Source organism: Pseudomonas sp. B2M1-30 (assembly GCF_025447575.1).
GTDB classification, from domain to species: domain Bacteria; phylum Pseudomonadota; class Gammaproteobacteria; order Pseudomonadales; family Pseudomonadaceae; genus Aquipseudomonas; species Aquipseudomonas botevensis.
The window spans coordinates 378,823-404,187 of sequence record NZ_JAOEJT010000001.1; the positions used below are offsets into that span (position 1 = coordinate 378,823).

Annotated in this window: 22 protein-coding genes; 11 read left to right on the forward strand and 11 right to left on the reverse strand. The window is 62.1% G+C overall.

Annotated features, from left to right (window positions below; all coding sequences use genetic code 11):
* Positions 1 to 170: 170 nt before the first annotated feature.
* The 6 genes from N8H74_RS01730 to N8H74_RS01755 all read right to left on the reverse strand — a co-directional run bounded on the left by N8H74_RS01730 (position 171) and on the right by N8H74_RS01755 (position 7,531).
* Positions 171 to 1,139 carry a CDP-6-deoxy-delta-3,4-glucoseen reductase gene (locus N8H74_RS01730; RefSeq protein WP_262145972.1) on the reverse strand — a complete coding sequence of 323 codons (969 nt, stop codon included), beginning with the start codon at positions 1,137 to 1,139 and terminating at the stop codon, positions 171 to 173.
* Positions 1,139 to 2,605, reverse strand: coding sequence for a 4-hydroxy-3-polyprenylbenzoate decarboxylase (gene ubiD, locus N8H74_RS01735; protein ID WP_262145973.1), 1,467 nt, complete (start codon positions 2,603 to 2,605; stop codon positions 1,139 to 1,141). The genes N8H74_RS01730 and ubiD overlap by 1 nt, the downstream gene beginning before the upstream one ends.
* A gap of 69 nt (positions 2,606 to 2,674) precedes the next feature.
* Positions 2,675 to 4,672: an acyltransferase family protein gene (locus N8H74_RS01740; RefSeq protein WP_262145974.1), complete on the reverse strand. Its 1,998-nt coding sequence runs from the start codon at positions 4,670 to 4,672 to the stop codon at positions 2,675 to 2,677.
* A 193-nt stretch (positions 4,673 to 4,865) separates the two neighbouring features.
* Positions 4,866 to 6,125, reverse strand: a complete 1,260-nt coding sequence (gene rho, locus N8H74_RS01745) for a transcription termination factor Rho (RefSeq protein ID WP_217829310.1) — start codon at positions 6,123 to 6,125, stop codon at positions 4,866 to 4,868.
* A 248-nt stretch (positions 6,126 to 6,373) separates the two neighbouring features.
* The gene (gene trxA / locus N8H74_RS01750) at positions 6,374 to 6,703 is read right to left on the reverse strand and encodes a thioredoxin TrxA (RefSeq protein WP_003206727.1); all 330 of its coding nucleotides are present in this window, start codon (positions 6,701 to 6,703) and stop codon (positions 6,374 to 6,376) included.
* A gap of 120 nt (positions 6,704 to 6,823) precedes the next feature.
* Positions 6,824 to 7,531, reverse strand: coding sequence for an FCD domain-containing protein (locus N8H74_RS01755; RefSeq protein WP_262145975.1), 708 nt, complete (start codon positions 7,529 to 7,531; stop codon positions 6,824 to 6,826).
* Positions 7,532 to 7,786: 255 nt separating this feature from the next.
* Between N8H74_RS01755 and N8H74_RS01760 the strand changes: the two genes are divergently transcribed.
* From N8H74_RS01760 to ppx, 5 genes are all read left to right on the forward strand, one after another.
* Positions 7,787 to 8,572, forward strand: coding sequence for a transporter substrate-binding domain-containing protein (locus N8H74_RS01760; protein WP_217829308.1), 786 nt, complete (start codon positions 7,787 to 7,789; stop codon positions 8,570 to 8,572).
* A gap of 22 nt (positions 8,573 to 8,594) precedes the next feature.
* Entirely contained in the window at positions 8,595 to 9,263 is a 669-nt protein-coding gene (locus N8H74_RS01765) for an amino acid ABC transporter permease (RefSeq protein WP_262145976.1), read from the forward strand.
* A complete protein-coding gene (locus tag N8H74_RS01770) occupies positions 9,260 to 9,910 on the forward strand; it encodes an amino acid ABC transporter permease (RefSeq protein WP_262145978.1) in 651 nt (216 codons plus the stop codon). The genes N8H74_RS01765 and N8H74_RS01770 overlap by 4 nt, the downstream gene beginning before the upstream one ends.
* Positions 9,897 to 10,634 carry an amino acid ABC transporter ATP-binding protein gene (locus N8H74_RS01775; protein ID WP_262145980.1) on the forward strand — a complete coding sequence of 246 codons (738 nt, stop codon included), beginning with the start codon at positions 9,897 to 9,899 and terminating at the stop codon, positions 10,632 to 10,634. The genes N8H74_RS01770 and N8H74_RS01775 overlap by 14 nt, the downstream gene beginning before the upstream one ends.
* Before the next feature lie 207 nt (positions 10,635 to 10,841).
* Positions 10,842 to 12,344: an exopolyphosphatase gene (gene ppx, locus N8H74_RS01780; RefSeq protein ID WP_262145981.1), complete on the forward strand. Its 1,503-nt coding sequence runs from the start codon at positions 10,842 to 10,844 to the stop codon at positions 12,342 to 12,344.
* A 228-nt stretch (positions 12,345 to 12,572) separates the two neighbouring features.
* Here ppx and ppk1 read toward each other — a convergent pair whose 3' ends face one another.
* Together ppk1 and hemB are read right to left on the reverse strand one after the other, a co-directional pair.
* Positions 12,573 to 14,798, reverse strand: a complete 2,226-nt coding sequence (gene ppk1, locus N8H74_RS01785; RefSeq protein ID WP_217829303.1) for a polyphosphate kinase 1 — start codon at positions 14,796 to 14,798, stop codon at positions 12,573 to 12,575.
* An 18-nt stretch (positions 14,799 to 14,816) separates the two neighbouring features.
* Positions 14,817 to 15,830: a porphobilinogen synthase gene (gene hemB, locus N8H74_RS01790; RefSeq protein WP_262145983.1), complete on the reverse strand. Its 1,014-nt coding sequence runs from the start codon at positions 15,828 to 15,830 to the stop codon at positions 14,817 to 14,819.
* A 219-nt stretch (positions 15,831 to 16,049) separates the two neighbouring features.
* On the opposite strand from hemB, the gene N8H74_RS01795 reads away from it, so the two are divergent.
* Positions 16,050 to 16,706, forward strand: coding sequence for a DedA family protein (locus tag N8H74_RS01795; protein ID WP_262145984.1), 657 nt, complete (start codon positions 16,050 to 16,052; stop codon positions 16,704 to 16,706).
* Here N8H74_RS01795 and N8H74_RS01800 read toward each other — a convergent pair.
* The gene (locus N8H74_RS01800; RefSeq protein WP_262145985.1) at positions 16,687 to 17,922 is read right to left on the reverse strand and encodes a sterol desaturase family protein; all 1,236 of its coding nucleotides are present in this window, start codon (positions 17,920 to 17,922) and stop codon (positions 16,687 to 16,689) included. The two genes, N8H74_RS01795 and N8H74_RS01800, sit on opposite strands and share 20 nt — an antisense overlap.
* Before the next feature lie 116 nt (positions 17,923 to 18,038).
* On the opposite strand from N8H74_RS01800, the gene elbB reads away from it, so the two are divergent.
* Complete coding sequence (gene elbB, locus N8H74_RS01805; RefSeq protein ID WP_217829299.1) at positions 18,039 to 18,707, forward strand: isoprenoid biosynthesis glyoxalase ElbB; 669 nt, start codon at positions 18,039 to 18,041, stop codon at positions 18,705 to 18,707.
* A gap of 43 nt (positions 18,708 to 18,750) precedes the next feature.
* On the opposite strand, the gene N8H74_RS01810 is transcribed toward elbB, so the two are convergent.
* Together N8H74_RS01810 and N8H74_RS01815 are read right to left on the reverse strand one after the other, a co-directional pair.
* The gene (locus N8H74_RS01810) at positions 18,751 to 19,206 is read right to left on the reverse strand and encodes a YaiI/YqxD family protein (protein WP_262145986.1); all 456 of its coding nucleotides are present in this window, start codon (positions 19,204 to 19,206) and stop codon (positions 18,751 to 18,753) included.
* A 106-nt stretch (positions 19,207 to 19,312) separates the two neighbouring features.
* On the reverse strand, positions 19,313 to 21,208 hold the full coding sequence (locus N8H74_RS01815; RefSeq protein ID WP_262145987.1) for an FTR1 family protein: 1,896 nt from the start codon (positions 21,206 to 21,208) through the stop codon (positions 19,313 to 19,315).
* A 146-nt stretch (positions 21,209 to 21,354) separates the two neighbouring features.
* Here N8H74_RS01815 and N8H74_RS01820 point away from each other — a divergent pair, with 146 nt between their 5' ends.
* The 4 genes from N8H74_RS01820 (at position 21,355) to lpoB (ending at position 25,364) form a co-directional block, all read left to right on the forward strand.
* Positions 21,355 to 22,749, forward strand: a complete 1,395-nt coding sequence (locus tag N8H74_RS01820) for a hypothetical protein (RefSeq protein ID WP_262145988.1) — start codon at positions 21,355 to 21,357, stop codon at positions 22,747 to 22,749.
* A gap of 206 nt (positions 22,750 to 22,955) precedes the next feature.
* Entirely contained in the window at positions 22,956 to 24,350 is a 1,395-nt protein-coding gene (locus N8H74_RS01825) for a hypothetical protein (RefSeq protein ID WP_262145989.1), read from the forward strand.
* A gap of 15 nt (positions 24,351 to 24,365) precedes the next feature.
* The gene (locus N8H74_RS01830; RefSeq protein WP_217829294.1) at positions 24,366 to 24,740 is read left to right on the forward strand and encodes a YcfL family protein; all 375 of its coding nucleotides are present in this window, start codon (positions 24,366 to 24,368) and stop codon (positions 24,738 to 24,740) included.
* 36 nt (positions 24,741 to 24,776) lie between these two features.
* Entirely contained in the window at positions 24,777 to 25,364 is a 588-nt protein-coding gene (gene lpoB, locus N8H74_RS01835; protein WP_217829293.1) for a penicillin-binding protein activator LpoB, read from the forward strand.
* Position 25,365: the final 1 nt, after the last annotated feature.

A 25,365-nucleotide genomic window follows, 5' to 3' on the forward strand; every position in this document is an offset into this window, starting at 1 on the left:
TTAATAGAACGCACCGCTGTAACAATAAGGCACATATCTTTTAAGGCATTTTAAATGCCGTGGCACGCTTCTTAATAATTGCCTGATTGATATATAACCTACCGATATTTACGCAATTACATAAATACCGATCGGCTATATAGAGAGTTATAACGAACTGAAAGCGCGGCTCAAGAGCGCGGCGCGTACGCGAACACATCGGCGCGCATCTGATGCGCATCCATGCCCGCTTCCACCAGCGCATCCAGGGTGCCATAGACCATGGCCGGCGAGCCGCTGGCGTAGACGTGCAGGGGTTTGAGATCGGGGAAATCCTCGCACACCGCTTCGTGCAACATCCCGCAGCGCCCTTCCCAACCGCACTGATCGCTGACCACTTTATGCAGGAACAGATTGGGCAACTTCAGCCATTCGTCCCAATGTTCGATCTGGTAGAAGTCTTCCGGCCGCCGCACGCCCCAGTACAGATGCACCGGATGTCTGAAGCCGGCTGCACGGCAATGCTCGATCAGACTGTGAATCTGCCCCATGCCGGTGCCGGCCGCGATCAACACCAGCGGCCCGTCCGGCAGTTCCGCAAGATGGGTGTCGCCGAATGGCAGCTCGACCCGCACCAGCGGGTTGCGCTGCAATTGCCGGATCAGCTTCAGCGCACTGGATTCGCGCGCCAGCACATGGATTTCCAGGTCACGCCCGCCGTGCGGCGCCGAGGCCATGGAGAACGCCGATTTCTCACCGCTCTCGCGCTCGATCATCAAGTACTGACCGGCGTGATAACGCGGCGGCTTGCCCGCCGGCGCCCGCAGACGCACGCGCCAGGTATCGCCGCCGACGTCCCGGCATTCGATGACCTGACACGACAGGCTGCGCACCGGCAGTTCTCCCAGCGCGAGCACGCCATCCCACAGCACGATGCAGTCTTCCAGCGGCTCGGCTATGCAAGTGTAGAACTCGCCGTGGTCATGCACCTTGCCGGACTGTTCGACCCGGCCTTCCACCAGCAGCGCCGCACACACATGGCAATTGCCATTGCGGCAGCTTTGCGGGCATTCGTAGCCCAGGCGCCGCGCACCATCGAGAATCCGCTCTCCGGGCCGTATCTCAAGCACCGCTCCGGAGGGCTGCAGGGTTACACGCATCAATCTATTCCTAACTGATTCCAGATGGCATCGATCCGCTGGGTGACGGCGTCGTCCTTGACGATCACGCGGCCCCATTCGCGAGTGGTTTCGCCCGGCCACTTGTGGGTGGCATCCAGGCCCATTTTCGAGCCGAGTCCGGAAACCGGCGAAGCGAAGTCGAGGTAGTCGATCGGCGTGTTGTCGATCATCACCGTGTCGCGCTTGGGGTCCATGCGCGTGGTGATGGCCCAGATCACGTCGTTCCAGTCCCGGGCGTTGATATCGTCGTCGGTGACGATAACGAACTTGGTGTACATGAACTGTCGCAAAAACGACCAGACACCGAGCATCACGCGCTTGGCATGCCCCGGATACGACTTCTTCATCGTCACCACGGCCATGCGGTACGAGCAGCCTTCCGGCGGCAGGTAGAAGTCGGTGATTTCCGGGAACTGCTTCTGCAGGATCGGCACGAACACTTCGTTCAGCGCCACGCCGAGGATCGCCGGCTCATCCGGCGGACGCCCGGTGTAGGTGCTGTGGTAGATCGGTTTGATCCGGTGGGTGATGCGCTCGACGGTGAACACCGGGAAGCTGTCGACTTCGTTGTAGTAACCGGTGTGGTCGCCGTAAGGGCCTTCGTCGGCCATCTCGCCCGGATGGATCACGCCTTCGAGGATGACTTCGGCAGTGGCCGGCACTTGCAGGTCGTTGCCACGGCACTTCACCAGCTCCGTGCGGCTATCGCGCAGCAGACCGGCAAAAGCGTATTCGGAGAGGCTGTCCGGCACCGGCGTGACCGCGCCGAGAATGGTTGCCGGATCGGCGCCAAGGGCCACCGACACCGGGAACGGCTGGCCCGGATGCTTTTCGCACCACTCGCGAAAATCCAGCGCACCGCCACGGTGACTGAGCCAGCGCATGATGACTTTGTTGCGACCGATCACTTGCTGACGGTAGATGCCGAGGTTCTGGCGATCCTTGTTCGGGCCTTTGGTGACGGTCAGGCCCCAGGTGATCAGCGGGGCAACATCGCCCGGCCAGCAGGTCTGCACCGGCAGCATGGCCAGATCGACGTCATCGCCTTCGATGACCACTTCCTGGCACGGGGCGTCTTTGACCACTTTCGGTGCCATCGCGATGATCTTGCGGAAGATCGGCAGCTTCGACCATGCGTCCTTCAAGCCCTTCGGTGGCTCCGGCTCCTTGAGGAAGGCCAGCAGTTTGCCGATCTCGCGCAGCTCGCTGACCGACTCGGCGCCCATGCCCATGGCGACACGCTCAGGGGTGCCGAACAGGTTGCCGAGCACCGGAATGTCGTAGCCGGTCGGCTTCTCGAACAGCAGTGCCGGGCCTTTGGCCCGCAGTGTGCGGTCGCACACCTCGGTCATTTCCAGCACCGGCGAAACGGGAATCTGGATGCGTTTCAACTCTCCGCGCTGCTCAAGCTGCTGCACGAAATCCCGAAGATCCTTGAATTTCATTGACGATGGCACCCTCAAAATAGGCGTACATCCTACCTGCTATGCCGGCTGCTGGCAGCCCGTCAGCGCTTACTTGGCTGCATTCACCCGACCTTTTTCAAGCTTCACCCCGGCCTGCAGGCCAACAAACAGCGGCTCGAGGATCGGTGCCACGAACCGCGCGCCGACTTCCGAGAGATGGTTGTCATCGGTGTACAGCGAGTAGCCATTGAGTTCGGCGCGGCACAGACCGCTTTCATCGCACAGCCGTGGCGCCGGATCGATCACCCGCACCGCCGGGTCCTGTGCCAGTTGCGCGAACAACTGGCTGATGAATGCCTGACGCTTGTGATGCTCGGCGACCGCCAGACCGACGTCATCCACCGGACGATCGAGCATCGCCAGCCGCGTGAGGCGATACGGCGGGCTGAAGGCCTGCAGCGGCGCCTCCTTGACCAGCCAGACCCGGTGCCCGCCCGCGCGCAATTGCGCGATCCGTGCCCGCAGGCCAGCGGCCAGGCGCTGCTCGGCGGCGGCGCGCTCGTAATGCCCGTCGGGTTTTCTCAGCGCGTGGCCCAGATCACCCTTGGCGTCGCCATAGAGATACAGACTCCAGCGCGCCACCAGCACCACGTCACTGACGGCTTGCGGCTTGAGCGCCTGTTCGACGCGCTGGTTGAACCGCGCGCAACGGGCATCGTGCTCAAGGCCCTCCAGCGGCAGGCAACCGGGAGAACTGGCCAGAATCACGCTGACCCCATGGGCCTTGGCGCCGTCATCGAATACCGGAATCAGCGCCGTGGCGTGGCTGTCACCCCAGACCAGCGCCCGGGACGGCCGGTTGTCGGCGCCGTAGTGGCAGAACAGTTTGTCGTCGGGGGTCTTGTCGTCGGCCAGGCAGGCCATCAGCTCCGGCCGCCAGTCGCGCCCCTTGGCGTATTGCAGGGCCTGATCGGACAGGCGCCATGGCAGGCCGTCGGTCCAGCGCAGGGTCTGCCCGGCCAGGCCGAGCACCAGCACACCGCATGCACCGGCGAGAAGGATCTGCCGCCGTCCGGCGAACACGCGCCGCTCGCGAAACGGCGTCTCGACGAACTTCCACGACAGGTAACCCAGCACCAGGGTCAGCAGAATCAGCCCGGCGCTGTCGAGCATGCCGGGTTCATCGACGCTCGCGTAACTGGAAAACACGAACACCGGCCAGTGCCACAAATACCAGGAATAGGAAATCAGACCGAGACCGACCATCAGCCGACTGCTCAAGCACTGCCCCACCCAGGTCTGGCGATGACCGTTGGCCAGAATCAGCGCCACCACGCCCAGTACCGGCAGCAACGCCGCCGCGCCGGGGAACGGCGTGCTCTTGTCATAACCGAACACCGCCAGCAGGATCAGCCCCATGCCGAGCAGGCTCAGCCATTGCGCCGCCATTGGCTTGAGTCGCCAGCCGTGCTTGGGCGCAATCGCCAGCATCGCACCGGCCAGCAGCTCCCAGGCGCGCATCGGCAGCAGGAAGAAGGCCTTTTCCGGATGCTGACCGACCGCCCATACACTCAGGCCGAACGACAGCAGCAACACGCCGAACAGCGCCAGCCGCCAGTGTTTCAAGCGGCTCGACAGCAGGGTCAGCAACAACGGGAAAATGATGTAGAACTGCTCTTCCACCGCCAGCGACCAGGTGTGCAGCAGCGGTTTGAGATCCGAGGCGACATCGAAATAACCGTCCTGGCGCATGAACAGGATGTTCGAGACGAACATCACCTGATAGCGCACCGAACGCCCCAGCTCTTCGTAATCCTTGGGCGCCAGCAGGAACCAGCCCACAGCCAGCACAGCGACGATCATCGCGAACAGCGCCGGCAGAATCCGTCGCGCCCGGCGCGCCCAGAACTCGACGAAACTGAAACGACCAGCCTGGCGCTGGCTCCAGATGATCGAGGTGATCAGATAACCGGAAATCACGAAAAACACGTCCACGCCGACAAACCCGCCGGTAAACCCAGGGACGCCAAAGTGGAACAGCACCACGGCAATCACTGCGACTGCGCGCAAGCCGTCGATATCCCTTCGATAAGCGAGTGTGCTCATAAAACCTTAATGCCAATCAGATGGTTGTTTTTTGTACAGACGCCATACCTCTCGAAGAGGCTCGCGGACGCTGCTTTTTGTTGTGCCAACAAATGACCTTAGACGACTCAAAACCTCCCATCTACCAGACGGAAAACCGGCAAAAAAAATGGCGCCCCACCAGGGGCGCCATTTTTGGACTCAACCGACGCGATTACTTGCGCTTCATCGACAGGAAGAACTCGTCGTTGGTCTTGGTCGTTTTCAGCTTGTCGACCAGGAACTCGATGGCGGCAACTTCGTCCATCGGGTGCAGCAGCTTGCGCAGGATCCACATGCGCTGCAGTTCGTCGTCGGCGGTCAGCAACTCTTCGCGGCGGGTGCCGGAACGGTTGATGTTGATCGCCGGGAACACGCGCTTCTCGGCGATCTTGCGATCCAGAGGCAGTTCCATGTTGCCGGTCCCCTTGAACTCTTCGTAGATCACTTCGTCCATCTTCGAGCCGGTTTCAACCAGCGCGGTGGCGATAATGGTCAGCGAGCCGCCTTCTTCGATGTTGCGCGCGGCGCCGAAGAAACGCTTCGGTTTCTCCAGGGCGTGGGCATCGACACCACCGGTCAGCACCTTGCCGGAGCTCGGGATCACGGTGTTGTAGGCGCGGGCCAGACGGGTGATGGAGTCGAGCAGGATCACCACGTCTTTCTTGTGTTCGACCAGGCGCTTGGCCTTCTCGATCACCATTTCAGCTACCTGTACGTGACGGGTCGGCGGCTCGTCGAAGGTCGAGGCAACCACTTCGCCGCGCACGGTGCGCTGCATTTCGGTCACTTCTTCCGGACGCTCGTCGATCAACAGCACGATCAGGTGAACTTCAGGATTGTTACGCGCGATATTCGCGGCGATGTTTTGCAGCATGATCGTTTTACCGGCCTTCGGCGGTGCGACGATCAGGCCACGCTGGCCCTTGCCGATCGGCGCGCACAGGTCGATCACACGACCGGTCAGGTCTTCGGTGGAACCGTTACCGGCTTCCATCTTCATGCGCACGTTCGGGAACAGCGGGGTCAGGTTCTCGAAGAGAATCTTGTTCTTCGCGTTCTCCGGACGATCGAAGTTGATCGTGTCGACCTTGAGCAGGGCGAAGTACCGCTCGCCTTCCTTCGGAGGGCGGATCTTGCCAACGATGGTGTCACCGGTGCGCAAGTTGAAACGGCGGATCTGGCTCGGCGAGACGTAGATGTCATCAGGGCCGGCGAGATAGGAAGCGTCAGCGGAGCGCAGGAAGCCGAAGCCGTCCTGGAGAATCTCCAGCACGCCATCACCGGAGATTTCCTCGCCGCTTTTAGCGTGCTTTTTCAGCAGGGAGAAAATCACGTCCTGCTTGCGCGAACGGGCCATATTTTCTATGCCCATCTGTTCGGCCAATTCGAGCAGTTCGGTAATCGGCTTTTGCTTGAGTTCAGTCAGATTCATATAGGAATGACGTAATCATTTATGGAGGGGGGGAAATTAAGCTTTTGGCTTAATGAGGCCGCGCCGCGGAGAAGGCGACAGGATCGCGTACTTGTTCGAAAGGAGTGCGTCGGCGACGGCTTGCAGGGGGCAGTGGAGAAACCAGTGCGGGGCCGAATGTACCACCTGGATTTCGGAGCGTCTAGCCCTGAATACGCAAAAAGCCCCGCGATTTGCGGGGCTTTTTTCAGCACACTTTACAGCGACGCTCAGATGTTGGCGTCGAGGAAAGCAGCCAGTTGCGACTTCGACAGAGCGCCGACCTTGGTCGCTTCAACGTTGCCGTTCTTGAACAGCATCAGGGTCGGGATACCACGTACGCCGTGCTTGGCCGGGGTTTCCTGGTTCTCGTCGATGTTCAGCTTGGCAACGGTCAGCTTGCCTTTGTAAGTCTCGGCAATCTCGTCCAGAACCGGAGCGATCATTTTGCAAGGGCCGCACCATTCAGCCCAGTAGTCGACCAGGACAGCGCCTTCGGCCTTGAGTACGTCAGCTTCGAAGCTAGCGTCGCTAACGTGTTTGATCAGATCGCTGCTCATGGAATTCTCCAGGTTGTAAGCAAAAAAACGTGGCCCATCATAGCCGCCCTTCCCCTGTTCAGGAAGCCGCAGATGATTGAGTCTTGCTATGGCGCCCCATGAGTCTGGGTATAGCTCAAGTCACGCGCCGGCGGGGGCGATGAAGGCGATTCCGGTGCGCAGGGCGGCGTTGCGCACGTGTTCCTGCATGGCTTTCTGTGCTGCCGCCGAGGCCCGGCGAGCCAGGGCGCGGAGGATCTTGCGATGTTCCTGCCAGGTTTCCATCGCCCGCTCGGCGCGGATGAACGGTAGTTTCTGGCTTTCCAGAAAGATGTCGGCGCTGGCGGTGAGGATGCTCAACATCGCCTGATTGCCGCTGGCGAGCAGGATCCGCCGGTGGAATTCGAAATCCAGTTTCGCCGCTGCCTCGAAGTCGCCGCCGCGCAACTGCTCGCGCATGGCGGCGACGTTGTCTTCCAGTTCATCCAGATCGTTGGTGCTTAGCGTCAACGCCGTCAACCCGGCCGCGAACCCTTCCAGCGCGTAGCGCAACTGGAAGATTTCCAGCGGCGAGGCCTGGGTCGCAAACGGCCAGGCTGGCGCGCTGTCGCCTGGCGGCAAGTCCACCGGCGACTGCACGAACACACCCTTGCCCGGCTGAATGCTGACCACGCCCAGCGCACTCAGCGACGACAAGGCTTCACGCAGCGATGCCCGGCTGACCCCCAGTTGCAGCGCCAGATCCCGCTGCGAAGGCAGCGCATCACCCGGACCGAAACCCTGCTCGGTAATCAGTTTGCGGATCGCTTGCAGCGCCACTTCGGGTACGGCGCGGGAGATCGAGTTCATGGTTTTCCAGACGAGCCAGGCCAATGTGCGGCTAGTTGTAAAGCTATTCGCCACGCCCGGCAAGTCGTGCCCCACGGGGGATCGGCAACGGCGGCAGATGCGCTATCGGAGTGCGAAAACCGGATGGACTGTTCAGACCAGTAAGACCGAACAAACCCGCCAAACCCGTGGCCTGCCGCTGAGAAAGGCGCCTGTTGGCATGGCCCATGCTCTGTCCGATCGCAGAAATCACTTCCGCCGATCCGGAGATTTGCCATGACCCAGCGTTACCGCGCCCTCCTCGCCGCCCTGTTTGCCGGCCTGATGCTCAGCCAGGTTCCCGCCCACGCCGACAGCCTGGATGACGTCATCAAGCGCGGCACCCTGAAAGTCGCGGTGCCGCAGGACTTCCCGCCGTTCGGCTCGGTCGGCCCGGACATGCAGCCTCGCGGCCTGGACATCGACACCGCGAAACTGCTGGCCGAGCAACTCAAGGTCAAACTCGAGCTGACCCCGGTCAACAGCACCAACCGCATCCCGTTCCTGACCACCGGCAAGGTCGATCTGGTGATTTCCAGCCTCGGCAAGAATCCGGAGCGCGAGAAAGTCATCGACTTCTCCCGCGCCTACGCGCCGTTCTACCTCGCCGTGTTCGGCCCGCCGGACGCGGCGGTCGCCACTCTGGACGATCTGAAAGGCAAGACCATCAGCGTCACCCGTGGCGCCATCGAAGACATCGAACTCACCAAAGTCGCCCCCGAAGGCGTGACCATCAAGCGCTTCGAGGACAACAACTCGACCATCGCCGCCTACCTTGCAGGACAAGTCGACCTGATCGCCAGCGGCAACGTGGTGATGGTGGCAATCAGCGAGAAGAACCCGAAACGCGTTCCGGCGCTGAAAGTGAAGCTCAAGGACTCCCCGGTCTACGTCGGTGTGAACAAGAACGAGCCGGCGCTGCTGGGCAAGGTGAACGATATCCTGACCACCGCCAGGGCTGACGGCGCGCTGGAGAAAAACGCCCGGACCTGGCTGAAAGAACCGCTGCCGGCCGATCTCTGAACGGGCGCGCGGGAGACATCGCATGGCTTATCAGTTTGATTTTTCGCCAGTGCTGGACAACACCGGCCTGCTGCTGCACGGGGCGCTGTTCACCCTGGAGCTGACGGCCATCGGCGCGCTGCTCGGGGTGGGCCTGGGCATCGTCGGGGCCCTGGTGCGGGCGTGGAACATCCGCCCGTTCTCGGCGATCTTCGGGGTCTACGTCGAATTGATCCGCAACACGCCGTTTCTGGTGCAGCTGTTTTTCATCTTTTTCGGCTTGCCTTCCCTCGGCGTGCAGATTTCCGAGTGGCAGGCGGCCGTGCTGGCGATGGTGGTCAACCTCGGCGCGTACTCGACCGAAATCATCCGCGCCGGCATCCAGGCGATTCCGCGTGGACAACTGGAAGCCGCAGCGGCGCTGGCGATGAGCCGTTTCGAAGCGTTTCGCCATGTGGTTTTGCTGCCGGCGCTGGGCAAGGTCTGGCCTGCCCTGAGCAGCCAGATCATCATCGTCATGCTCGGCTCGGCGGTGTGTTCGCAGATCGCCACCGAAGAGTTGAGCTTCGCCGCCAACTTCATTCAGTCGCGCAATTTCCGCGCCTTTGAAACCTACGCCCTGACCACCCTCCTTTATTTGTGCATGGCGCTGCTGATCCGCCAGTTGCTGAACTGGTTCGGCCAACGCTTCATCGCCAGGAACAGCCAATGAGCGACTTCACCTTCTGGGACATCCTGCGCAACCTGCTGACCGGCCTGCAATGGACGCTGGCCCTGTCGCTGGTGGCGTTCATCGGCGGCGGGCTCGTCGGCTTGCTGATTCTGATCATGCGCATCTCGAAAAATCCCGCGAGCCGCTACCTGGCCCGCACCTGGATTGAACTGTTCCAGGGCACGCCGTTGCTGATGCAACTGTTTCTGGTGTTCTTCGGCGTGGCGCTGGCCGGAGTGGAGATTTCACCGTGGATGGCGGCGGCGATTGCCCTGACGCTGTTCACCAGCGCGTATCTGGCGGAGATCTGGCGCGGTTGCGTCGAGGCGATTCCCCACGGTCAGTGGGAGGCCTCGTCGAGCCTGGCGATGTATCCGCTGGAGCAACTGCGCTACGTGATCCTGCCGCAAGCCCTGCGCATCGCCGTGGCGCCGACCGTGGGCTTCTCGGTGCAAGTGGTCAAAGGCACGGCGGTGACCTCGATCATCGGCTTCACCGAACTGACCAAGACCGGCGGCATGCTCGCCAACGCCACCTTCGAACCGTTCATGGTCTACGGCCTCGTCGCCCTCGGCTATTTCCTGCTCTGCTACCCCTTGTCCCTCAGTGCGCGCTACCTGGAAAGGAGACTGCATGCCTCTGCTTAGAATTTCCGCCCTGCATAAATATTACGGCGACCACCATGTCCTCAAAGGCATCGACCTGAGCGTGGAGGAAGGCCAGGTGGTGGCGATCATCGGCCGCAGCGGCTCGGGCAAATCCACCCTGCTGCGCACCCTCAATGGCCTGGAGTCGATCAACGACGGGGTGATCGAAGTCGACGGCGAATACCTCGACGCGGCCCGCGCCGACCTGCGCAGCCTGCGGCAGAAAGTCGGCATGGTGTTCCAGCAGTTCAACCTGTTTCCGCACCTGACCGTCGGCGAAAACGTGATGCTCGCCCCGCAAGTGGTGCAGAAAGTGCCGAAAACCAAGGCAGCCGAGCTGGCGCGGCGGATGCTCGAACGGGTCGGGCTGGGGGAGAAGTTCGACGCCTTCCCGGATCGGCTCTCCGGCGGCCAGCAGCAGCGGGTAGCGATCGCCCGGGCGCTGGCGATGTCGCCCAAGGTGTTGCTGTGCGACGAGATCACTTCGGCGCTCGACCCGGAGCTGGTCAATGAAGTGCTCAGCGTGGTACGGCAACTGGCGAAGGAAGGCATGACGCTGATCATGGTCACCCACGAAATGCGCTTTGCCCGGGAGGTCGGGGACAAACTGGTGTTCATGCATCACGGCAAAGTGCATGAAGTGGGCGATCCGAAGGTGTTGTTTGCCCGTCCGCAGACAGCGGAGCTGGCGAATTTTATTGGCACGGTGGAGGCGACAGCCTGAGGGGTTTTCTCTGCCTGTGATGGCCTCTTCGCGGGCACGCCCGCTGCCACACGGGCGCTGTGTGCATCAGCGACCGGGCTTGCTCGGGGGTGAGCGCGCAACGGGCGCAGGCTTTCCTGCGCAAGATCAAGGGTTTGAACCGTGCGCGTTGGCGGCGGCGTTTGATCGTGGCACGATGTCGGGGTTATCGACCGAGACCCCCTGACCATGCCGCAATCCCAAGCCAAGAATCTGTCCCTGATCGCCGCAATCGACCTGGGCTCCAACAGCTTCCATATGGTCGTGGCCAAGGCCCAGAACGGCGAAATCCGTATTCTCGAGCGTCTCGGGGAGAAGGTTCAGCTGGCCGCCGGCATCGACGATGAGCGTCATCTCAACGAAGAATCCATGCAACGCGGGCTCGACTGCCTCAAGCGTTTTGCCCAGCTGATCAACGGCATGCCTCTGGGCGCCGTGCGGATCGTCGGCACCAACGCCCTGCGTGAAGCCCGCAACCGCCTGGAGTTCATCCACCGCGCCGAAGAAATCCTCGGCCATCCGGTGGAGGTCATCTCCGGCCGTGAAGAGGCGCGCCTGATCTACCTTGGCGTGTCCCACACCCTCGCCGACACCCCCGGCAAACGCCTGGTCGCCGACATCGGCGGCGGCAGTACCGAATTCATCATCGGCCAGCGCTTCGAGCCGCTGCTGCGCGAAAGCCTGCAAATGGGCTGCGTCAGCTTCACCCAGCGCTACTTCAAGGACGGCAAGATCACCCCGGCCCGCTACGCCCAGGCATATACGGCGGCGCGGCTGGAGATCATGAGCATCGAGCATGCCCTGCACCGCCTGACCTGGGATGAAGCCATCGGCTCCTCGGGCACCATCCGCGCCATCGGCCTGGCGCTGAAGGCCGGCGGCCATGGCAGCGGCGAAGTGAACGCCGAAGGCCTGGCCTGGCTCAAGCGCCGGCTGTTCAAGCTGGGCGATGTCGACAAGATCGATTTCGAAGGCATCAAGCCGGACCGCCGGGCGATTTTCCCGGCGGGCCTGGCGATTCTCGAAGCGATCTTCGACGCCCTCGAACTGCAACGCATGGATCACTGCGAAGGTGCACTGCGCGAAGGCGTGCTCTATGACCTGCTCGGCCGCCATCACCACGAAGACGTACGCGAACGCACCCTGACCTCGTTGACGGAGCGTTATCACGTCGATCAGGAGCAGGCGATCCGGGTCGAGCGCAAGGCGCTGCATGCCTTTGATCAAGTTGCCGTGGATTGGGAGCTGGATGACGGCATCTGGCGCGAACTGCTGGGCTGGGCGGCGAAAGTGCACGAGGTCGGCCTCGACATCGCGCACTATCACTACCACAAGCACGGCGCCTACCTGATCGAGCACTCCGACCTGGCCGGTTTCTCCCGCGAAGACCAGCAGATGCTCGCATTGCTGGTACGCGGCCACCGCCGCAACATTCCCAAGGACAAATTCGCCGAGTTCGGCGACGACGGCATCAAGCTGATCCGTCTGTGCGTGCTGCTGCGCTTTGCCATCCTGTTCCACCACATCCGGGGCATCCAGGCGATGCCACAAGTGGCGCTGCATGCCAAGGGCGACAACCTTGATGTGGAGTTTCCAGAGAAGTGGCTGGATGAGAATCAACTGACCCAGGCCGATTTTGCGCTGGAGGCCGAGTGGCTGACGCGGGTGGGGATCATCCTGACGGTTCACTGAGTCGGGCCGGGAATGAAAAAGGCGATCCGTCGGGATCGCCTTTTTTATTGGGTTCGACTTGAGGACGGAGGTGAACTTTCCCCTCACCCCAGCCCTCTCCCGAGGGAGAGGGAGCCGATCTTGGTGCTCTTCAAACCTGAGCTCGACTCAGGTTCTCAGGTCGATGTGGCGTCAGTCCCCTCTCCCACTGGGAGAGGGTTAGGGTGAGGGGTTTTTGGCTTTGAGGCCTTAGCTGCTCACCGGCAGAATCGGACTCCCCAACCGCTCCAGCAACGTCGCCTGCGCACTGCGCGGGTTCTGGTTGCCGGTCGGCGTGTTGCGGATGTAGCGGCCGTCCGATTGCAGGCTCCAGCTGTGGGTGTTGTCGGTCAGGTACAGCTCCAGCTCTTTCTTGACCCGGGTCAGCAGCTTCTTGCCCTCGACCGGGAAGCAAGTCTCGACGCGCTTGTCGAGGTTGCGCTCCATCCAGTCGGCGCTGGAGAGGAACATCTGCTCCTCGCCACCGTTGAGGAAGTAGAACACGCGGGTGTGTTCGAGGAAGCGGCCGATGATCGAGCGCACATGAATGTTGTGCGACACCCCGGCGATGCCCGGACGCAGGCAGCACATGCCGCGCACCACCAGATCGATGCGCACGCCGGACTGGCTGGCCTTGTACAGCGCGCGGATGATCTTCGGATCGGTCAGCGAGTTGAACTTGGCGATGATGTGCGCCGGTTTGCCGTCGAGGGCAAACTGCGTCTCGCGGGTGATCATGTCGAGCATGCCCTTTTTCAGGGTGAACGGCGCATGCAGCAGCTTCTTCATGCGCAGCGTCTTGCCCATGCCGATCAACTGGCTGAACAGTTTGCCGACGTCTTCGCACAAGGCGTCGTCGGAGGTCAGCAGGCTGTAGTCGGTGTACAGGCGGGCGTTGCCGGCGTGGTAGTTGCCGGTGCCGAGGTGCGCGTAACGGACGATCTCGCCCTGCTCGCGACGCAGGATCAGCATCATCTTGGCGTGGGTCTTGAAGCCGACCACGCCGTAGATCACCACCGCGCCCGCCGCTTGCAGGCGGCTGGCCAGTTGCAGGTTGGACTCTTCGTCGAACCGCGCGCGCAGTTCGATGACCGCCGTGACTTCCTTGCCGTTACGCGCGGCATCCACCAGCGCATCGACGATTTCCGAGTTGGCGCCGGAACGGTACAGGGTCTGGCGCACGGCCAGGACATGCGGGTCTTTCGCTGCCTGACGCAGCAGATCGACCACCGGCGTGAACGACTCGAACGGGTGCAGCAGGAGGATGTCCTGCTTGCTGACCACGCTGAAAATGTTCTCGCTGTTTTGCAGCAGTTTCGGGATCTGCGGGGTGAACGGCGCGTGTTGCAGCTCCGGGTGACTGTCCAGGCCGGTGATGCTGAACAGGCGGGTCAGGTTGACCGGGCCATTGACCTGATACAGCTCGGTCTCGCTCAGGTTGAACTGCTTGAGCAGGTAATCCGAGAGGTGTTTCGGGCAGGTGTCGGCGACTTCCAGACGCACCGCGTCACCGTAACGCCGCGAGAACAGCTCGCCACGCAGGGCGCGGGCCAGGTCTTCGACGTCTTCGGAGTCGAGCGCCAGGTCGGCGTTCCGGGTCAGGCGGAACTGGTAGCAGCCCTTGACCTTCATGCCCTGGAACAGGTCATCGGCGTGGGCGTGGATCATCGACGACAGGAATACATAGTTGGCGCCCGGGCCGCCGACTTCTTCCGGCACCTTGATGATCCGTGGCAACAGACGCGGCGCCGGGATGATCGCCAGACCGGAGTCGCGACCGAAGGCGTCGATACCCTCGAGTTCGACGATGAAGTTCAGGCTCTTGTTCACCAGCAACGGGAACGGGTGCGTCGGGTCGAGACCGATCGGGGTGATGATCGGCGCGATCTCGTCGCGGAAATAGCGGCGTACCCAGGTCTTGAGCTTGGTTGTCCAGTAGCGGCGACGGATGAAGCGGATCTGATGCTTTTCCAGTTCCGGCAGCAGGATGTCGTTGAGGATCGCGTACTGGCGGTCGACATGACCGTGTACCAGCTCGCTGATCCGCGCCAGCGCCTGATGCGGTTGCAGGCCATCGGCGCCGGCCTGTTCACGGGCGAAGGTGATCTGCTTCTTCAGGCCGGCGACACGGATCTCGAAGAATTCGTCGAGGTTGCTGGAGAAGATCAGCAGGAACTTCAATCGCTCCAGCAACGGGTAGGACTCGTCCAGCGCCTGTTCCAGCACGCGGATGTTGAACTGCAGTTGCGACAATTCCCGATGGATATACAGGCTGCTGTCATCCAGGCCGGGAATCGCGATCGCCGGGGCGGCCGCCGCAGGCTCCGTGACCGGCGCGGGTGGCGCTGGCTCCAGCTCCGGTGGCGTCTCGGTAATCTGCTCGACCACGGGTTGAGCTTCTTTTACGGCAACTTCAGTGAGTCCTTCGGTATTCATCGAATGTTCCTGGGAGGGCTATTTCTGCTCTCGTAACAATTGAGCGGCACGGACAGCAAAGTAAGTCAGGATGCCATCAGCACCGGCACGTTTAAAGGCGGTAAGGGATTCGAGGATCACGCCTTCGCTCAACCAGCCATTCTGGATCGCCGCCATATGCATGGCGTATTCGCCGCTGACCTGATAGACGAAGGTCGGCACTTTGAAGGCATCTTTGACCCGGAACAGAATGTCCAGGTACGGCATGCCCGGTTTGACCATCACCATGTCCGCGCCTTCAGACAGATCCGCGCCCACTTCGTGCAGCGCTTCATCACTGTTGGCCGGGTCCATCTGGTAAGAAGCCTTGTTCGCCTTGCCCAGATTCGCCGCCGAACCCACCGCATCGCGGAACGGGCCGTAATAGGCACTGGCGTACTTGGCCGAGTAAGCCATGATCCGCACGTTGACGTGACCGGCCAGTTCCAGGGCTTCGCGGATCGCCTGGATCCGTCCGTCCATCATGTCCGACGGGGCCACGACCTGGGCGCCGGCGGCGGCATGGGACAGCGCCTGACGAACCAGTGCATCGACAGTAATGTCGTTCTGGACGTAGCCGCTCTCATCGAGGATGCCGTCCTGACCATGGGTGGTGAACGGGTCGAGGGCGACGTCGGTGATCACGCCCAGTTCCGGGAAGCGCTCACGCAGCGCGCGGGTGGCGCGCTGGGCGATGCCTTCGGGGTTCCAGGCTTCAGCGGCGTCGAGGGATTTGAGTTCAGCAGGCGTGACCGGGAACAGCGCCAGCGCCGGAATCCCCAGTTCGACCCATTTCGCCGCTTCTTCGAGCAGCAGGTCGATGGTCAGACGCTCCACGCCCGGCATCGAGGCGACGGCTTCGCGGCGGTTTTCACCGTCGAGCACGAACACCGGCAGGATCAGGTCATCGACCGTCAGCACGTTTTCCCGCACCAGCCGACGCGAAAAATCATCACGGCGGTTGCGACGCAGGCGGGTGGCAGGGAACAGACGATTGGCAGGGGTAAAGCTCACGGCAGACTCCTGAGCCCGCGCAAACGGGCGAGCGTGACAGTTATAGACGGCCATTATGACGGTCGTGTGACAGAAATGTCTCAACCTGGCGCACCCCCGTGACACGTAGCCGCATTCCATTGTCCGTGTAGGAAATGTTCACGTCGAGACACATTTCGACACTTTCCTGAATGTGTCCGAAGGGTTAGGCTGCGCGTTCATTTCGCCAGCACCCAGACAATGCTCCAACAATTTCTGCATGACTTCGGCTACTTTGCCCTGTTTCTCGGCACATTCTTCGAAGGCGAAACCATCCTGGTGCTCGCGGGCTTCCTCGCGTTCCGTGGATACATGGACATCAATCTGGTGGTGGTCGTAGCGTTCTTCGGCAGCTACGCCGGCGATCAGCTGTGGTACTTCCTCGGCCGCAAGCACGGGCGCAAGTTGCTGGCGCGCAAACCGCGCTGGCAGATGATGGGCGACCGGGCGCTGGAACACATCCGCAAGCACCCGGACATCTGGGTACTGAGCTTCCGCTTCGTTTATGGCCTGCGCACGGTGATGCCGGTGGCGATCGGCCTCTCGGGCTATCCACCGGGACGCTATCTGTTGCTGAACGGGATCGGCGCGGCAATCTGGGCCGCCGCGCTGGCCGCCGCCGCTTACCACTTCGGCGCGGTGCTCGAAGGCATGCTCGGCAGCATCAAGAAGTACGAGCTGTGGGTACTCGGTGCGCTGCTGGTACTGGGCGTGGGCCTGTGGCTACGCCGCCGGTTCAAGAACGCCCGGCTGGCGAAGAAGGTCTACGAAGAGGAACAGGCCGCGCAGGTCGCCAAGGCCGAACGGCATAAAGCCGAACTGGCCAAGGCTGCCGATCCTAAGACGCCAGCCGAGTAAGGCGCTGGCGACAGCAATACAGGCCAATCCCGCTGAGCAGGCTGTAACTGAGCAGGCCGACCCACGCCACCGCGCTGGCCGGCCATAGCCCGACCAGCGGCGCCAGCCACACCAGCGGCAGGTTCGACCCCAGCCGCAGCAGCTCCACCTTCAACGCCCACGGGCGATTCTCCAGGGCCACGCCCAGCACGAACAGACCAAGCGCCACCGCCCCCCAGCCGAGCACCAGCGCGGCGGTCGGCAGACTGTGTTCCAGATTCATCAGGTAGCTGCCCAGCGCAATATAGACGCCGAACTGCGCCGCCACATACCACTGCTGGCGGCTGTCCAGCGGCACTTCGAATTTGCGGAACTGAGTCAGGTCCGGCTTGCTCATCGGGTACTTCGCCGCGACATCCGCCGGGCGCCAGCCGGTGCGCATGAACCAGATGCGGATTTTGTCCCACTTGCTTTCGGCCCGGCGCGCGTCGGCCCACAACTGCGCATAGAACTGCAGGTTGGCCCACAGCGGATTCCAGCTCGCCAGCGGCGTGGTCACGCCGAAAATCACCGGCTCGTTGTCGTCCTCTTCCTGGAACGAACCGAACAGCCGATCCCAAATAATGAACACCCCGCCGTAGTTGCGATCCATGTAGAGAGCGTTCTGTGCATGGTGAGCCCGATGATTGGACGGCGTAACGAAGAACCACTCGAACCAGCCGAGCTTGGGAATGTGCCGGGTATGCACCCAGAACTGGTACAGCAGGTTCAGCGCCGCGACGCTGACGAACACCAGCAGCGGCACGCCGAACAGCGCCATCGGCAGGTAGAAGATCCAGCTCAGCAGGAACCCCGTGCTGGTCTGGCGCAGCGCCGTCGACAGGTTGTAATCCTCGCTCTGGTGATGCACCGAATGCGCGGCCCAGAGGATGTTGCGTTCATGGCCCATGCGGTGCAGCCAGTAATAGCAGAAGTCGTAGAAGACGAAGGCAAACACCCAGACCCAGACGCTGTCTGCCGGCAGCCTGACCAGAGCCATGTGCTCCAGGGCGAACGCATAGGTCACCAGCCCCACACCCTTGGTCAACAGGCCGGTGGTGGTCGACAACACCCCCGTGCTGATGCTGTTCACCGCATCGGCCAGGCGATAGTTGCTCACCCCGCGCCAACGGTCGGCGATCAGCTCTACCGCGATCAATACAAAGAAGAACGGCACCGCATACAGAATGAAGTCCATGACGCGCCCTGATCGGAATCCTGGAGGACAGATCCTAGGTGTAGCCGCGAAATAACCCTATGGCAACGAGTGACAAATTAGTGGACATTTAACGCCATGAATCTGGAGAAAAGCTCATGAGCAAAAAAGTTGCAGTGATCCTGTCCGGCTGTGGCGTGTACGACGGCGCCGAGATCCACGAAAGCGTCATCACCCTGCTGCGCCTCGACCAGCGCGGCGCCCAGGTGCAGTGCTTCGCCCCCAACATCGCGCAATTGCACGTAATCGACCACCTGACCGGCAAGGAAATGCCCGAATCGCGCAACGTGCTGGTGGAGTCGGCGCGCATCGCCCGGGGGGACGTCAAGGACATCCGCGAAGCCGACGTCGAAGACTTCGACGCGCTGATCGTGCCCGGCGGTTTCGGCGCGGCGAAGAACCTCTCGAACTTCGCCATCGAAGGCGCCGGCTGCACCGTCCAGCCTGAAGTCCTGGCGTTGGCCGAAGCGTTTGCCGAAGCCGGCAAACCGGTGGGCCTGCTCTGTATCTCGCCAGCGCTGGCGGCGAAGATCTACGGCCCCGGCGTGACCTGCACCATCGGCAACGACAGCGACACCGCCGCCGCCATGAACAAGATGGGCGCCACCCACGAAGACTGTGCGGTGACCGACATCATCGAAGACAAGGCACGCAAACTGGTCACCACCCCGGCCTACATGCTGGCCAAGAGCATCAGCGAGGCGGCTTCGGGGATCAACAAACTGGTCGACCGGGTGCTTGAACTGACCCACGAAAACGACGCCTGATCTTCAAATAGAGCATTCCCGTGCCCGGCGTGGGAACGATCAGCTAAGGATTGCGGGCCAGCCGGGTCAGAATCCGGTCCAGCGCATTGGCAAACGCCTGCTTCTCGCGCTCGCCAAACGGCGCCGGGCCGCCGCTGACCTGGCCCTGTTCACGCAGATCGGTGAACAGGTTGCGTACCGCCAGCCGTTCGCCCATGTTCTGCGCATCGAACTCCTTGCCCCGGGGATCGAGCGCGGCCACGCCCTTCTTCACCAAACGGTCGGCCAGCGGAATGTCGCTGCAAATCACCAGCTCGCCAGGCACCGCGTGTTCCACCAGGTAATCGTCCGCCGCATCCGGGCCGCTGGGCACCACGATCAGTTTGACGATGGCCAGCGCCGGCTTGCTCTGCGGCTGACCCGCCACCAGCACCACCTCGAACCGGCGCTTGAGCGCGAACTTCACCACCAGTTCCTTCGCCATCTTCGGGCAGGCATCGGCATCGATCCAGACTCGCATCTATTTTTCCTCTTCCAGAAAACGTCGCGGGCAAGCCCGCTCCCACAGATTATCGTTGAACCTGTGGGAGCGGGCTTGCCCGCGAATGTGAACGCAGCGAATGCGGTTAAGCCGTCACCCGGCGCTTTTCCGCCACCCAGCTGCGACCGTACAGCACGATGATCGCAACAATCGCCACCGCCTGCGCCGACAGCGAGTAGGCATCGGCATGAATCCCCAGCCATTCGAAGTCGAAGAACGCCACCGGACGGGTGCCGAAGATCCCGGCCTCCTGCAGCGCCTTCACGCCGTGACCGGCAAACACCACCGACAGCGCGCAAAGCAGCGCCGCGTTGATGCTGAAGAACAGCGCCAGCGGCAGTTTCGCCGAGCCGCGCAGGATCACCCACGCCAGACCGATCAGCAGCACCAGCGCCGTCGCACCACCGGCCAGCACCGCGTTATGCCCGGCAGGACCGGCCTGCAGCCACAGGGTTTCGTAGAACAGGATCACTTCGAACAGCTCGCGGTACACCGAGAAGAACGCCAGGATCGCGAAGCCGAAACGCCCGCCACCGCCGACCAGGCTCTTCTTGATGTAATCCTGCCAGGCCGCCGCATGCCGCCGGTCGTGCATCCACACCCCGAGCCACAGCACCATGACGCTGGCAAACAGCGCCGTGGCGCCTTCGAGCAGTTCACGCTGGGAGCCGCTGACATCGATCACATACGCCGCCAGCGCCCAGGTGCCCAGGCCGGCCAGCAGCGCCAGGCCCCAGCCGACGTTGACGCTGCGCACCGCCGATTGCTGGCCGGTGTTGCGCAGAAACGCGAGGATCGCCGCCAGTACCAGAATCGCTTCGAGGCCTTCGCGCAGCAGGATCAGCAGGCCGGAGATGTAGCTCAGCGACCAGCTCAAGCCATCGCTGCCCAACAGGCCGGCGGACTCTTTCAGCTTGGCCTTGGCCGCGTCCAGACGCTCTTCTGCCTGCGCCACCGACAGGCCGTCCTGCAACGACTGCCGGTAGGCCATCAGGGACTTTTCAGTGTCCTTGCGCACATTGGCGTCGACGTTATCCAGCGAGCTTTCGACCAGTTCGAAGCCTTCCAGATAAGCCGCCACCGACAGGTCATAGGCCTGATCACGGTCTCCGGCGCGGTACGCGGCGAGGCTCTTGTCGAGGGTCGCGGCGGTGTAGTCGAGCAACTGCGCCGGGCCACGCTTGACCTGCGGCGGCTGCGCCCGTTGCGCGCGAAAGAGCGCAGCGGCCTGCGGGCCTTCGGCGGCCTGCACTTCGGCCGGGGTCTGGCGGGCCAGGTCGGCGATGTTGTAGGTCTTGTCGGATTTCGGCGTGGCCGGATCGGCGCTGAACTGCGCGATGTAGGTCGCCAGGTCCCAGCGCTGACGATCGTCCAGTTGATCGGCGAAGGCCGGCATGTCGGTGCCTTCGACGCCTTGGCCAAGGGTGTTGTAGATCGCGTACAGGCTCAGGTGATCCAGGCGCGCGGCGTCACGCAGATTGGCTGGCGCCGGACTCATGCCGACACCCGCCGGGCCATCGCCGGCGCCGCTGTCGCCGTGGCACACCGAGCAATGCTGGGCGTAGAGCGGTGCGCCACGAGTCGGGTCGGGCGTGATGATCGGGGCCTGGCTGACCTCGTAGGTCACCGCCAGTTTCGCCCCCAGCTGCCGGGCCTGACGGGCGACTTCGGCGCCGTCCTGTCTGCCGCTGATGGCCGCGTACAACGCCGCGACGCCCTGCTCCAGCCCGGCCTTCTCCGGTTTGGCCGGCATGCCGGCAATCAACCCTTGCAGCGCCTGGGTGAACTCCAGTTGCTCGCGGTATTCGGCATCGTCGATAACCTTGCCTGCGGCCACCGTTGGCGGGTAGTCAGCGCTGATGTAATCGAGCAGGTGCAGCGCTTGCGGCGCGCCTTCCACGGTGTCGGCCAGCAGATTGAAGCTGCTCAGGGCAAACAACGGGAACACCAGCCAGGCCAGGAATCGGGACGAGGCAGTCATGAATGAGTCTCAAGAGGAAATGCGAAGTTACATATTGTTCACGTCGAGCACGTTTCGCTCAAGCTTTCTTGGTGCTGCGGAGCACATCGCTATCATCGCCCCCTCTATAATGCGCCACCCTCTCGCTCAAGGATGATCCGGTCGCCATGCGCCACTGCCTGCTCTTCTCCCTGTTGCTCGGCGCGATCCTGCAACTGAGTGATTGCGCCGCCTACCGCAATTACGACCTGGAAATGCAGCAGACCAACGATCAGTTGATGACGGGCAACCTCGACAACGCGTTGTACCTGATCGAGCAGCACAATCCCTGGGAAAGCAAGGATCTGCTGTATTACTTCGAAAAAGGCGCCGTACTCAGCCTCGGCAATGCCCTGCCGGAGAGTCAGATGGCCTGGCGCAGCGCCGATCAGATGATTGTCCAGCGCGAAGAAGTGGTGCCCTCCGCGCCGATGAAGTTGCTCAACCGCTTCAACAGGGAAATGGGCATCATGCTGGTCAACAACAAACTGCAGCGCTACGACGGTTACGACTACGAAAAGGTCATGCTGACCACACAGATGGCGCTCAACCAACTGGCAGTGAACGACTATGACGGCGCGCGGGCCGACATCAAGAAGACCCACGAGCGGGAAACGCTGATCGCCAGCCAGCGCGAGCGGCAGTACGAAGCAGTCGAAGAGCAGGCCAAGGCCCAAGGCAGCCGAATCCATTACAAGGATCTGCAAGGTTATCCGGTGACCACCCTGGACGCGCCCTCGGTGATTGAGCTGAAAAACGGCTATCAAAGTGCGTTCAGCCATTATCTGGCGGGGTTTTCCTATGAAGCGCTGGGCGAACGGGCGCTGGCCGCCGCAGGCTATCGACAGGCGATCGAACTGCGCCCCAATATCCCTTTTCTGGAACAACCGCTGCGTGAACTCGACAAACCGCCGGCCAAGGCTGACGAAAGCGATGTGCTGATTGTCGTGCAAAGCGGTCTGGCTCCGGCGCGCGTTTCGGTCAAGGTGCCGATCCCGGTGCGACTCAATGATCAGTTGGTGATCGTTGCGCCGATTTCATTCCCGGTGCTGGTGCCCGACACCGTGACACCGCCGTTCGATCACCTTCTGCTGGACGGTCGCAAGCGCCCGCTGACCGCGATCAACAGCGTCGCCGACATGGCCATGCGCACCCTGCGCGACGATATGCCGGCGATCATTTCGGCCGCGATGTTCCGCGCCAACATGGCCGCCATCGGCCAGGCCGACGAAAACCAGCGCAATCCAGCCAAAGCCTCGCTGGTGGTCACCCGAGAAGATCCTTTCGAGGAAGCCGACACCCGCACATGGCGCACACTGCCCGACAGGACGCTGGTCGCGCGGCTGCGCCTGAAAAAGGGCCGGCACACCATCAGCGTACCCAACGCGGTGCGCACCGCAGCGATTACGGTGAACATTGACCATGATCATCAAGTGATCAACCTGAGGGCCTTTGCCGACCTGGCCTTCTACATTGGCAACGCCTATGTACCGCCCGCTGCGTCGGTATCCGCGTCGAAATAACTAATGGCACCTAACTAACCGGTGCAATTAAAAAGCTATTACATAGCCAGCACCGCCCGCTTATAATGCCGCGCCCTCGCTATCGCGAAGCGGCATTAAAGCTCCTCTGCTTATGAGGAATTGGCAGGAGGCCAAGCCACTGCCGATCGGTTCCAGCAGCCCGACCAGCACACGCGGCTGCATCACTCAGGGAAGAAGTACCCCCTATGGCATCCCGCGCTCCTACACTGATCGCGCTCAGCGCCGTCACTCTGCTGTCCGGCTGTTCGGCGTTTCGCAACTACGATTCCGAACTGGCCCAGACCAACCAGCAACTGGCCTCCGGCAACGTCGACGCCGCGCTGACCTTGCTGGAAAAGAACAACACCGGCCCGGACAAAGACCTGCTCTATTACTTCGAGAAAGGTGAGTTGCTGCGCGCCAAGGGCGATCTGTCCGGCAGCCAGAACGCCTGGGGCAGCGCCGACCAGGTGGTCGGTCAGTGGGAAGACGCGGTCAAGCTCGACAGCGCCAAGTACCTGGCCCAGTTCGGCAGTTTCCTGGTCAACGACAAGGTGCGTCGCTACGAAGGCTACGACTACGAAAAAGTCATGCTGACCACGCAGATGGCCCTCAACCTGCTGGCGGTCAACGACTTCGACGGCGCCCGCACCGCGATCAAGAAGACCCACGAGCGCGAAGCGGTGATCGCCGACCTGCGCGACAAGGAATACCTCAAGAGCGAAGAGGAAGCCGAGAAAGAAGGCATCAAGACCCAGTACAAGGACTTGCAGGGCTACCCGGTCGCCAGCCTCGACGCGCCGGAAGTGGTCAGCCTGAAAAACAGCTACCAGAGTGCGTTCAGCCATTACCTGGCCGGTTTCGTCTATGAAGCCCTGGGCGAGAAAGACCTGGCTGCGCCGGGCTACCGCAAGGCTGCCGAACTGCGTCCGAACACCCCGCTGCTGGAGCAGGCGCTGGTCAACCTCGACAAGCCGGGCAAGAGCGACGACAGCGACATCCTGATCGTGGTGCAGAGCGGCCTGGCGCCGGCCCGCGACTCGATCCGCGTACCGCTGCCACTGCCGATTTCCAACAACGTGGTCATCACCCCGCTGTCGTTCCCGATCATCAAGCCGGACACGTCTACCGCGCCGTTCGCGCAGATTGGTATCGACGGCCAGCAAGTCGACCTGACCGCGCTCAACAGCACCACCGCCATGTCCCGCCGCGCCCTGCGTGATGACATGCCGGGGATCATCGTGCGCACCACCGTGCGCGCGATCACCAAAGGTGTGGCACAGAAGAAGATCAACGAAACCAACCCGCTGGCGGGCCTCGCGGTCGGTATTTCTTCAGCTGTGCTGGAAGGTGCCGATACCCGTACGTGGCGCACGCTGCCGGACAACACCCAAGTGGTGCGTCTGCGCTTGAAGAAAGGTGAACACCAAGTCAGTCTGCCGAGCGCCGTGGGCGGTTCGGTGGTCAAGGTCACCGTCGACCAGCGTTATCAAGTGATCAGCCTGCGCGCCGTGGGCAACCAGGTATACGCCGCTGGCGTCGCCGCCCACGTGATCCCGAGCGCCGGCCAGACCGCCGTGGCCAGCCTCAAACAACCTTAAGAACGGAGTCTTTGCATGCGCTTCAAACTCATCGCCGTCGCCGCCCTCGCCCTGTTGGCGAGCGGCTGCGCCACCCCGCCACCACCGGAGCCGGGCAGCGCCGCGAGCAAGGTCGTGGTCATGGGCCAGCAGAAACACATTGCTGTCGGCGCCATGCGCGTCGCCCGGGAAAACGGTTTCATGACCGTCAATGTGCAGTTGACCAACACCCTCAACAGCAACAAGACGTTCTACTACCGCTTCGCCTGGCTCGGCCCCGAGGGGTTCCCGGTCGCCGAAGAAGAAGTCTGGAAGAGCCAGATGATGTACGGCGCCCAGACCAGCTTCATCCAGGCCATCGCCCCGACGCCCAAGGCCGTGGATTTCCGCCTGGAACTCAAGACGCCTTAAGCCCGACACCCTATTCCTGTTTTAGAGAGCATTCCCATGTTTGCACGCTTTTCCTGCATCGCTGTCATCGCCCTGCTGGCCTCCGGTTGCGCCAACACTTCGCCGACCCTGGGCAGCAAGAACATCAGCTACGGCGACACCAAGGCCGTTGAAACCGTCACCAACGAATTCGGTTCCACCGACCTGCAAATGATCGCCGAGTCGATGACCCGTTCCCTGGCGCAGTCCGGCATCCTGCAAGGCCGTCCGGTGGTTCAGGTCTACGACGTGAAGAACAAGACCAGCGAATACATCGACACCCGCGAAATCACCACCAGCATCAAGACTCAGCTGATGAAGTCCGGCACCGCCCGCTTCGCCAGCGACAACAACGCAATGCAGAGCCAGGTTGACCAGCTCAAGCTGCAGAACCAGAGCGGCCTGTACAAGAAGAGCACCGTGGCCAAGACCGGCAACATGGTGGCTGCCAAGTACCGCATCGAAGGTTCGATCAGCTCGATCGTCAAGCGCAGCAGCGACTACAAGGACGTCTTCTACAAATTCAGCCTGCAATTGATCGACGTCGAAAGCGGTCTGGCCGAGTGGATGGACGAAAAAGAGATCCGCAAAACCACGGAGCGTTAAT

Bases quoted from the DNA above. Each gene is read 5' to 3' on its own strand.
- N8H74_RS01730 (WP_262145972.1), bottom strand. From the start codon at position 1,139: ATGCGTGTAACCCTGCAGCCCTCCGGAGCGGTGCTTGAGATACGGCCC.
- ubiD (WP_262145973.1), bottom strand. From the start codon at position 2,605: ATGAAATTCAAGGATCTTCGGGATTTCGTGCAGCAGCTTGAGCAGCGC.
- N8H74_RS01740 (WP_262145974.1), bottom strand. From the start codon at position 4,672: ATGAGCACACTCGCTTATCGAAGGGATATCGACGGCTTGCGCGCAGTC.
- rho (WP_217829310.1), bottom strand. From the start codon at position 6,125: ATGAATCTGACTGAACTCAAGCAAAAGCCGATTACCGAACTGCTCGAA.
- trxA (WP_003206727.1), bottom strand. From the start codon at position 6,703: ATGAGCAGCGATCTGATCAAACACGTTAGCGACGCTAGCTTCGAAGCT.
- N8H74_RS01755 (WP_262145975.1), bottom strand. From the start codon at position 7,531: ATGAACTCGATCTCCCGCGCCGTACCCGAAGTGGCGCTGCAAGCGATC.
- N8H74_RS01760 (WP_217829308.1), top strand. From the start codon at position 7,787: ATGACCCAGCGTTACCGCGCCCTCCTCGCCGCCCTGTTTGCCGGCCTG.
- N8H74_RS01765 (WP_262145976.1), top strand. From the start codon at position 8,595: ATGGCTTATCAGTTTGATTTTTCGCCAGTGCTGGACAACACCGGCCTG.
- N8H74_RS01770 (WP_262145978.1), top strand. From the start codon at position 9,260: ATGAGCGACTTCACCTTCTGGGACATCCTGCGCAACCTGCTGACCGGC.
- N8H74_RS01775 (WP_262145980.1), top strand. From the start codon at position 9,897: ATGCCTCTGCTTAGAATTTCCGCCCTGCATAAATATTACGGCGACCAC.
- ppx (WP_262145981.1), top strand. From the start codon at position 10,842: ATGCCGCAATCCCAAGCCAAGAATCTGTCCCTGATCGCCGCAATCGAC.
- ppk1 (WP_217829303.1), bottom strand. From the start codon at position 14,798: ATGAATACCGAAGGACTCACTGAAGTTGCCGTAAAAGAAGCTCAACCC.
- N8H74_RS01795 (WP_262145984.1), top strand. From the start codon at position 16,050: ATGCTCCAACAATTTCTGCATGACTTCGGCTACTTTGCCCTGTTTCTC.
- N8H74_RS01800 (WP_262145985.1), bottom strand. From the start codon at position 17,922: ATGGACTTCATTCTGTATGCGGTGCCGTTCTTCTTTGTATTGATCGCG.
- elbB (WP_217829299.1), top strand. From the start codon at position 18,039: ATGAGCAAAAAAGTTGCAGTGATCCTGTCCGGCTGTGGCGTGTACGAC.
- N8H74_RS01810 (WP_262145986.1), bottom strand. From the start codon at position 19,206: ATGCGAGTCTGGATCGATGCCGATGCCTGCCCGAAGATGGCGAAGGAA.
- N8H74_RS01815 (WP_262145987.1), bottom strand. From the start codon at position 21,208: ATGACTGCCTCGTCCCGATTCCTGGCCTGGCTGGTGTTCCCGTTGTTT.
- N8H74_RS01820 (WP_262145988.1), top strand. From the start codon at position 21,355: ATGCGCCACTGCCTGCTCTTCTCCCTGTTGCTCGGCGCGATCCTGCAA.
- N8H74_RS01825 (WP_262145989.1), top strand. From the start codon at position 22,956: ATGGCATCCCGCGCTCCTACACTGATCGCGCTCAGCGCCGTCACTCTG.
- N8H74_RS01830 (WP_217829294.1), top strand. From the start codon at position 24,366: ATGCGCTTCAAACTCATCGCCGTCGCCGCCCTCGCCCTGTTGGCGAGC.
- lpoB (WP_217829293.1), top strand. From the start codon at position 24,777: ATGTTTGCACGCTTTTCCTGCATCGCTGTCATCGCCCTGCTGGCCTCC.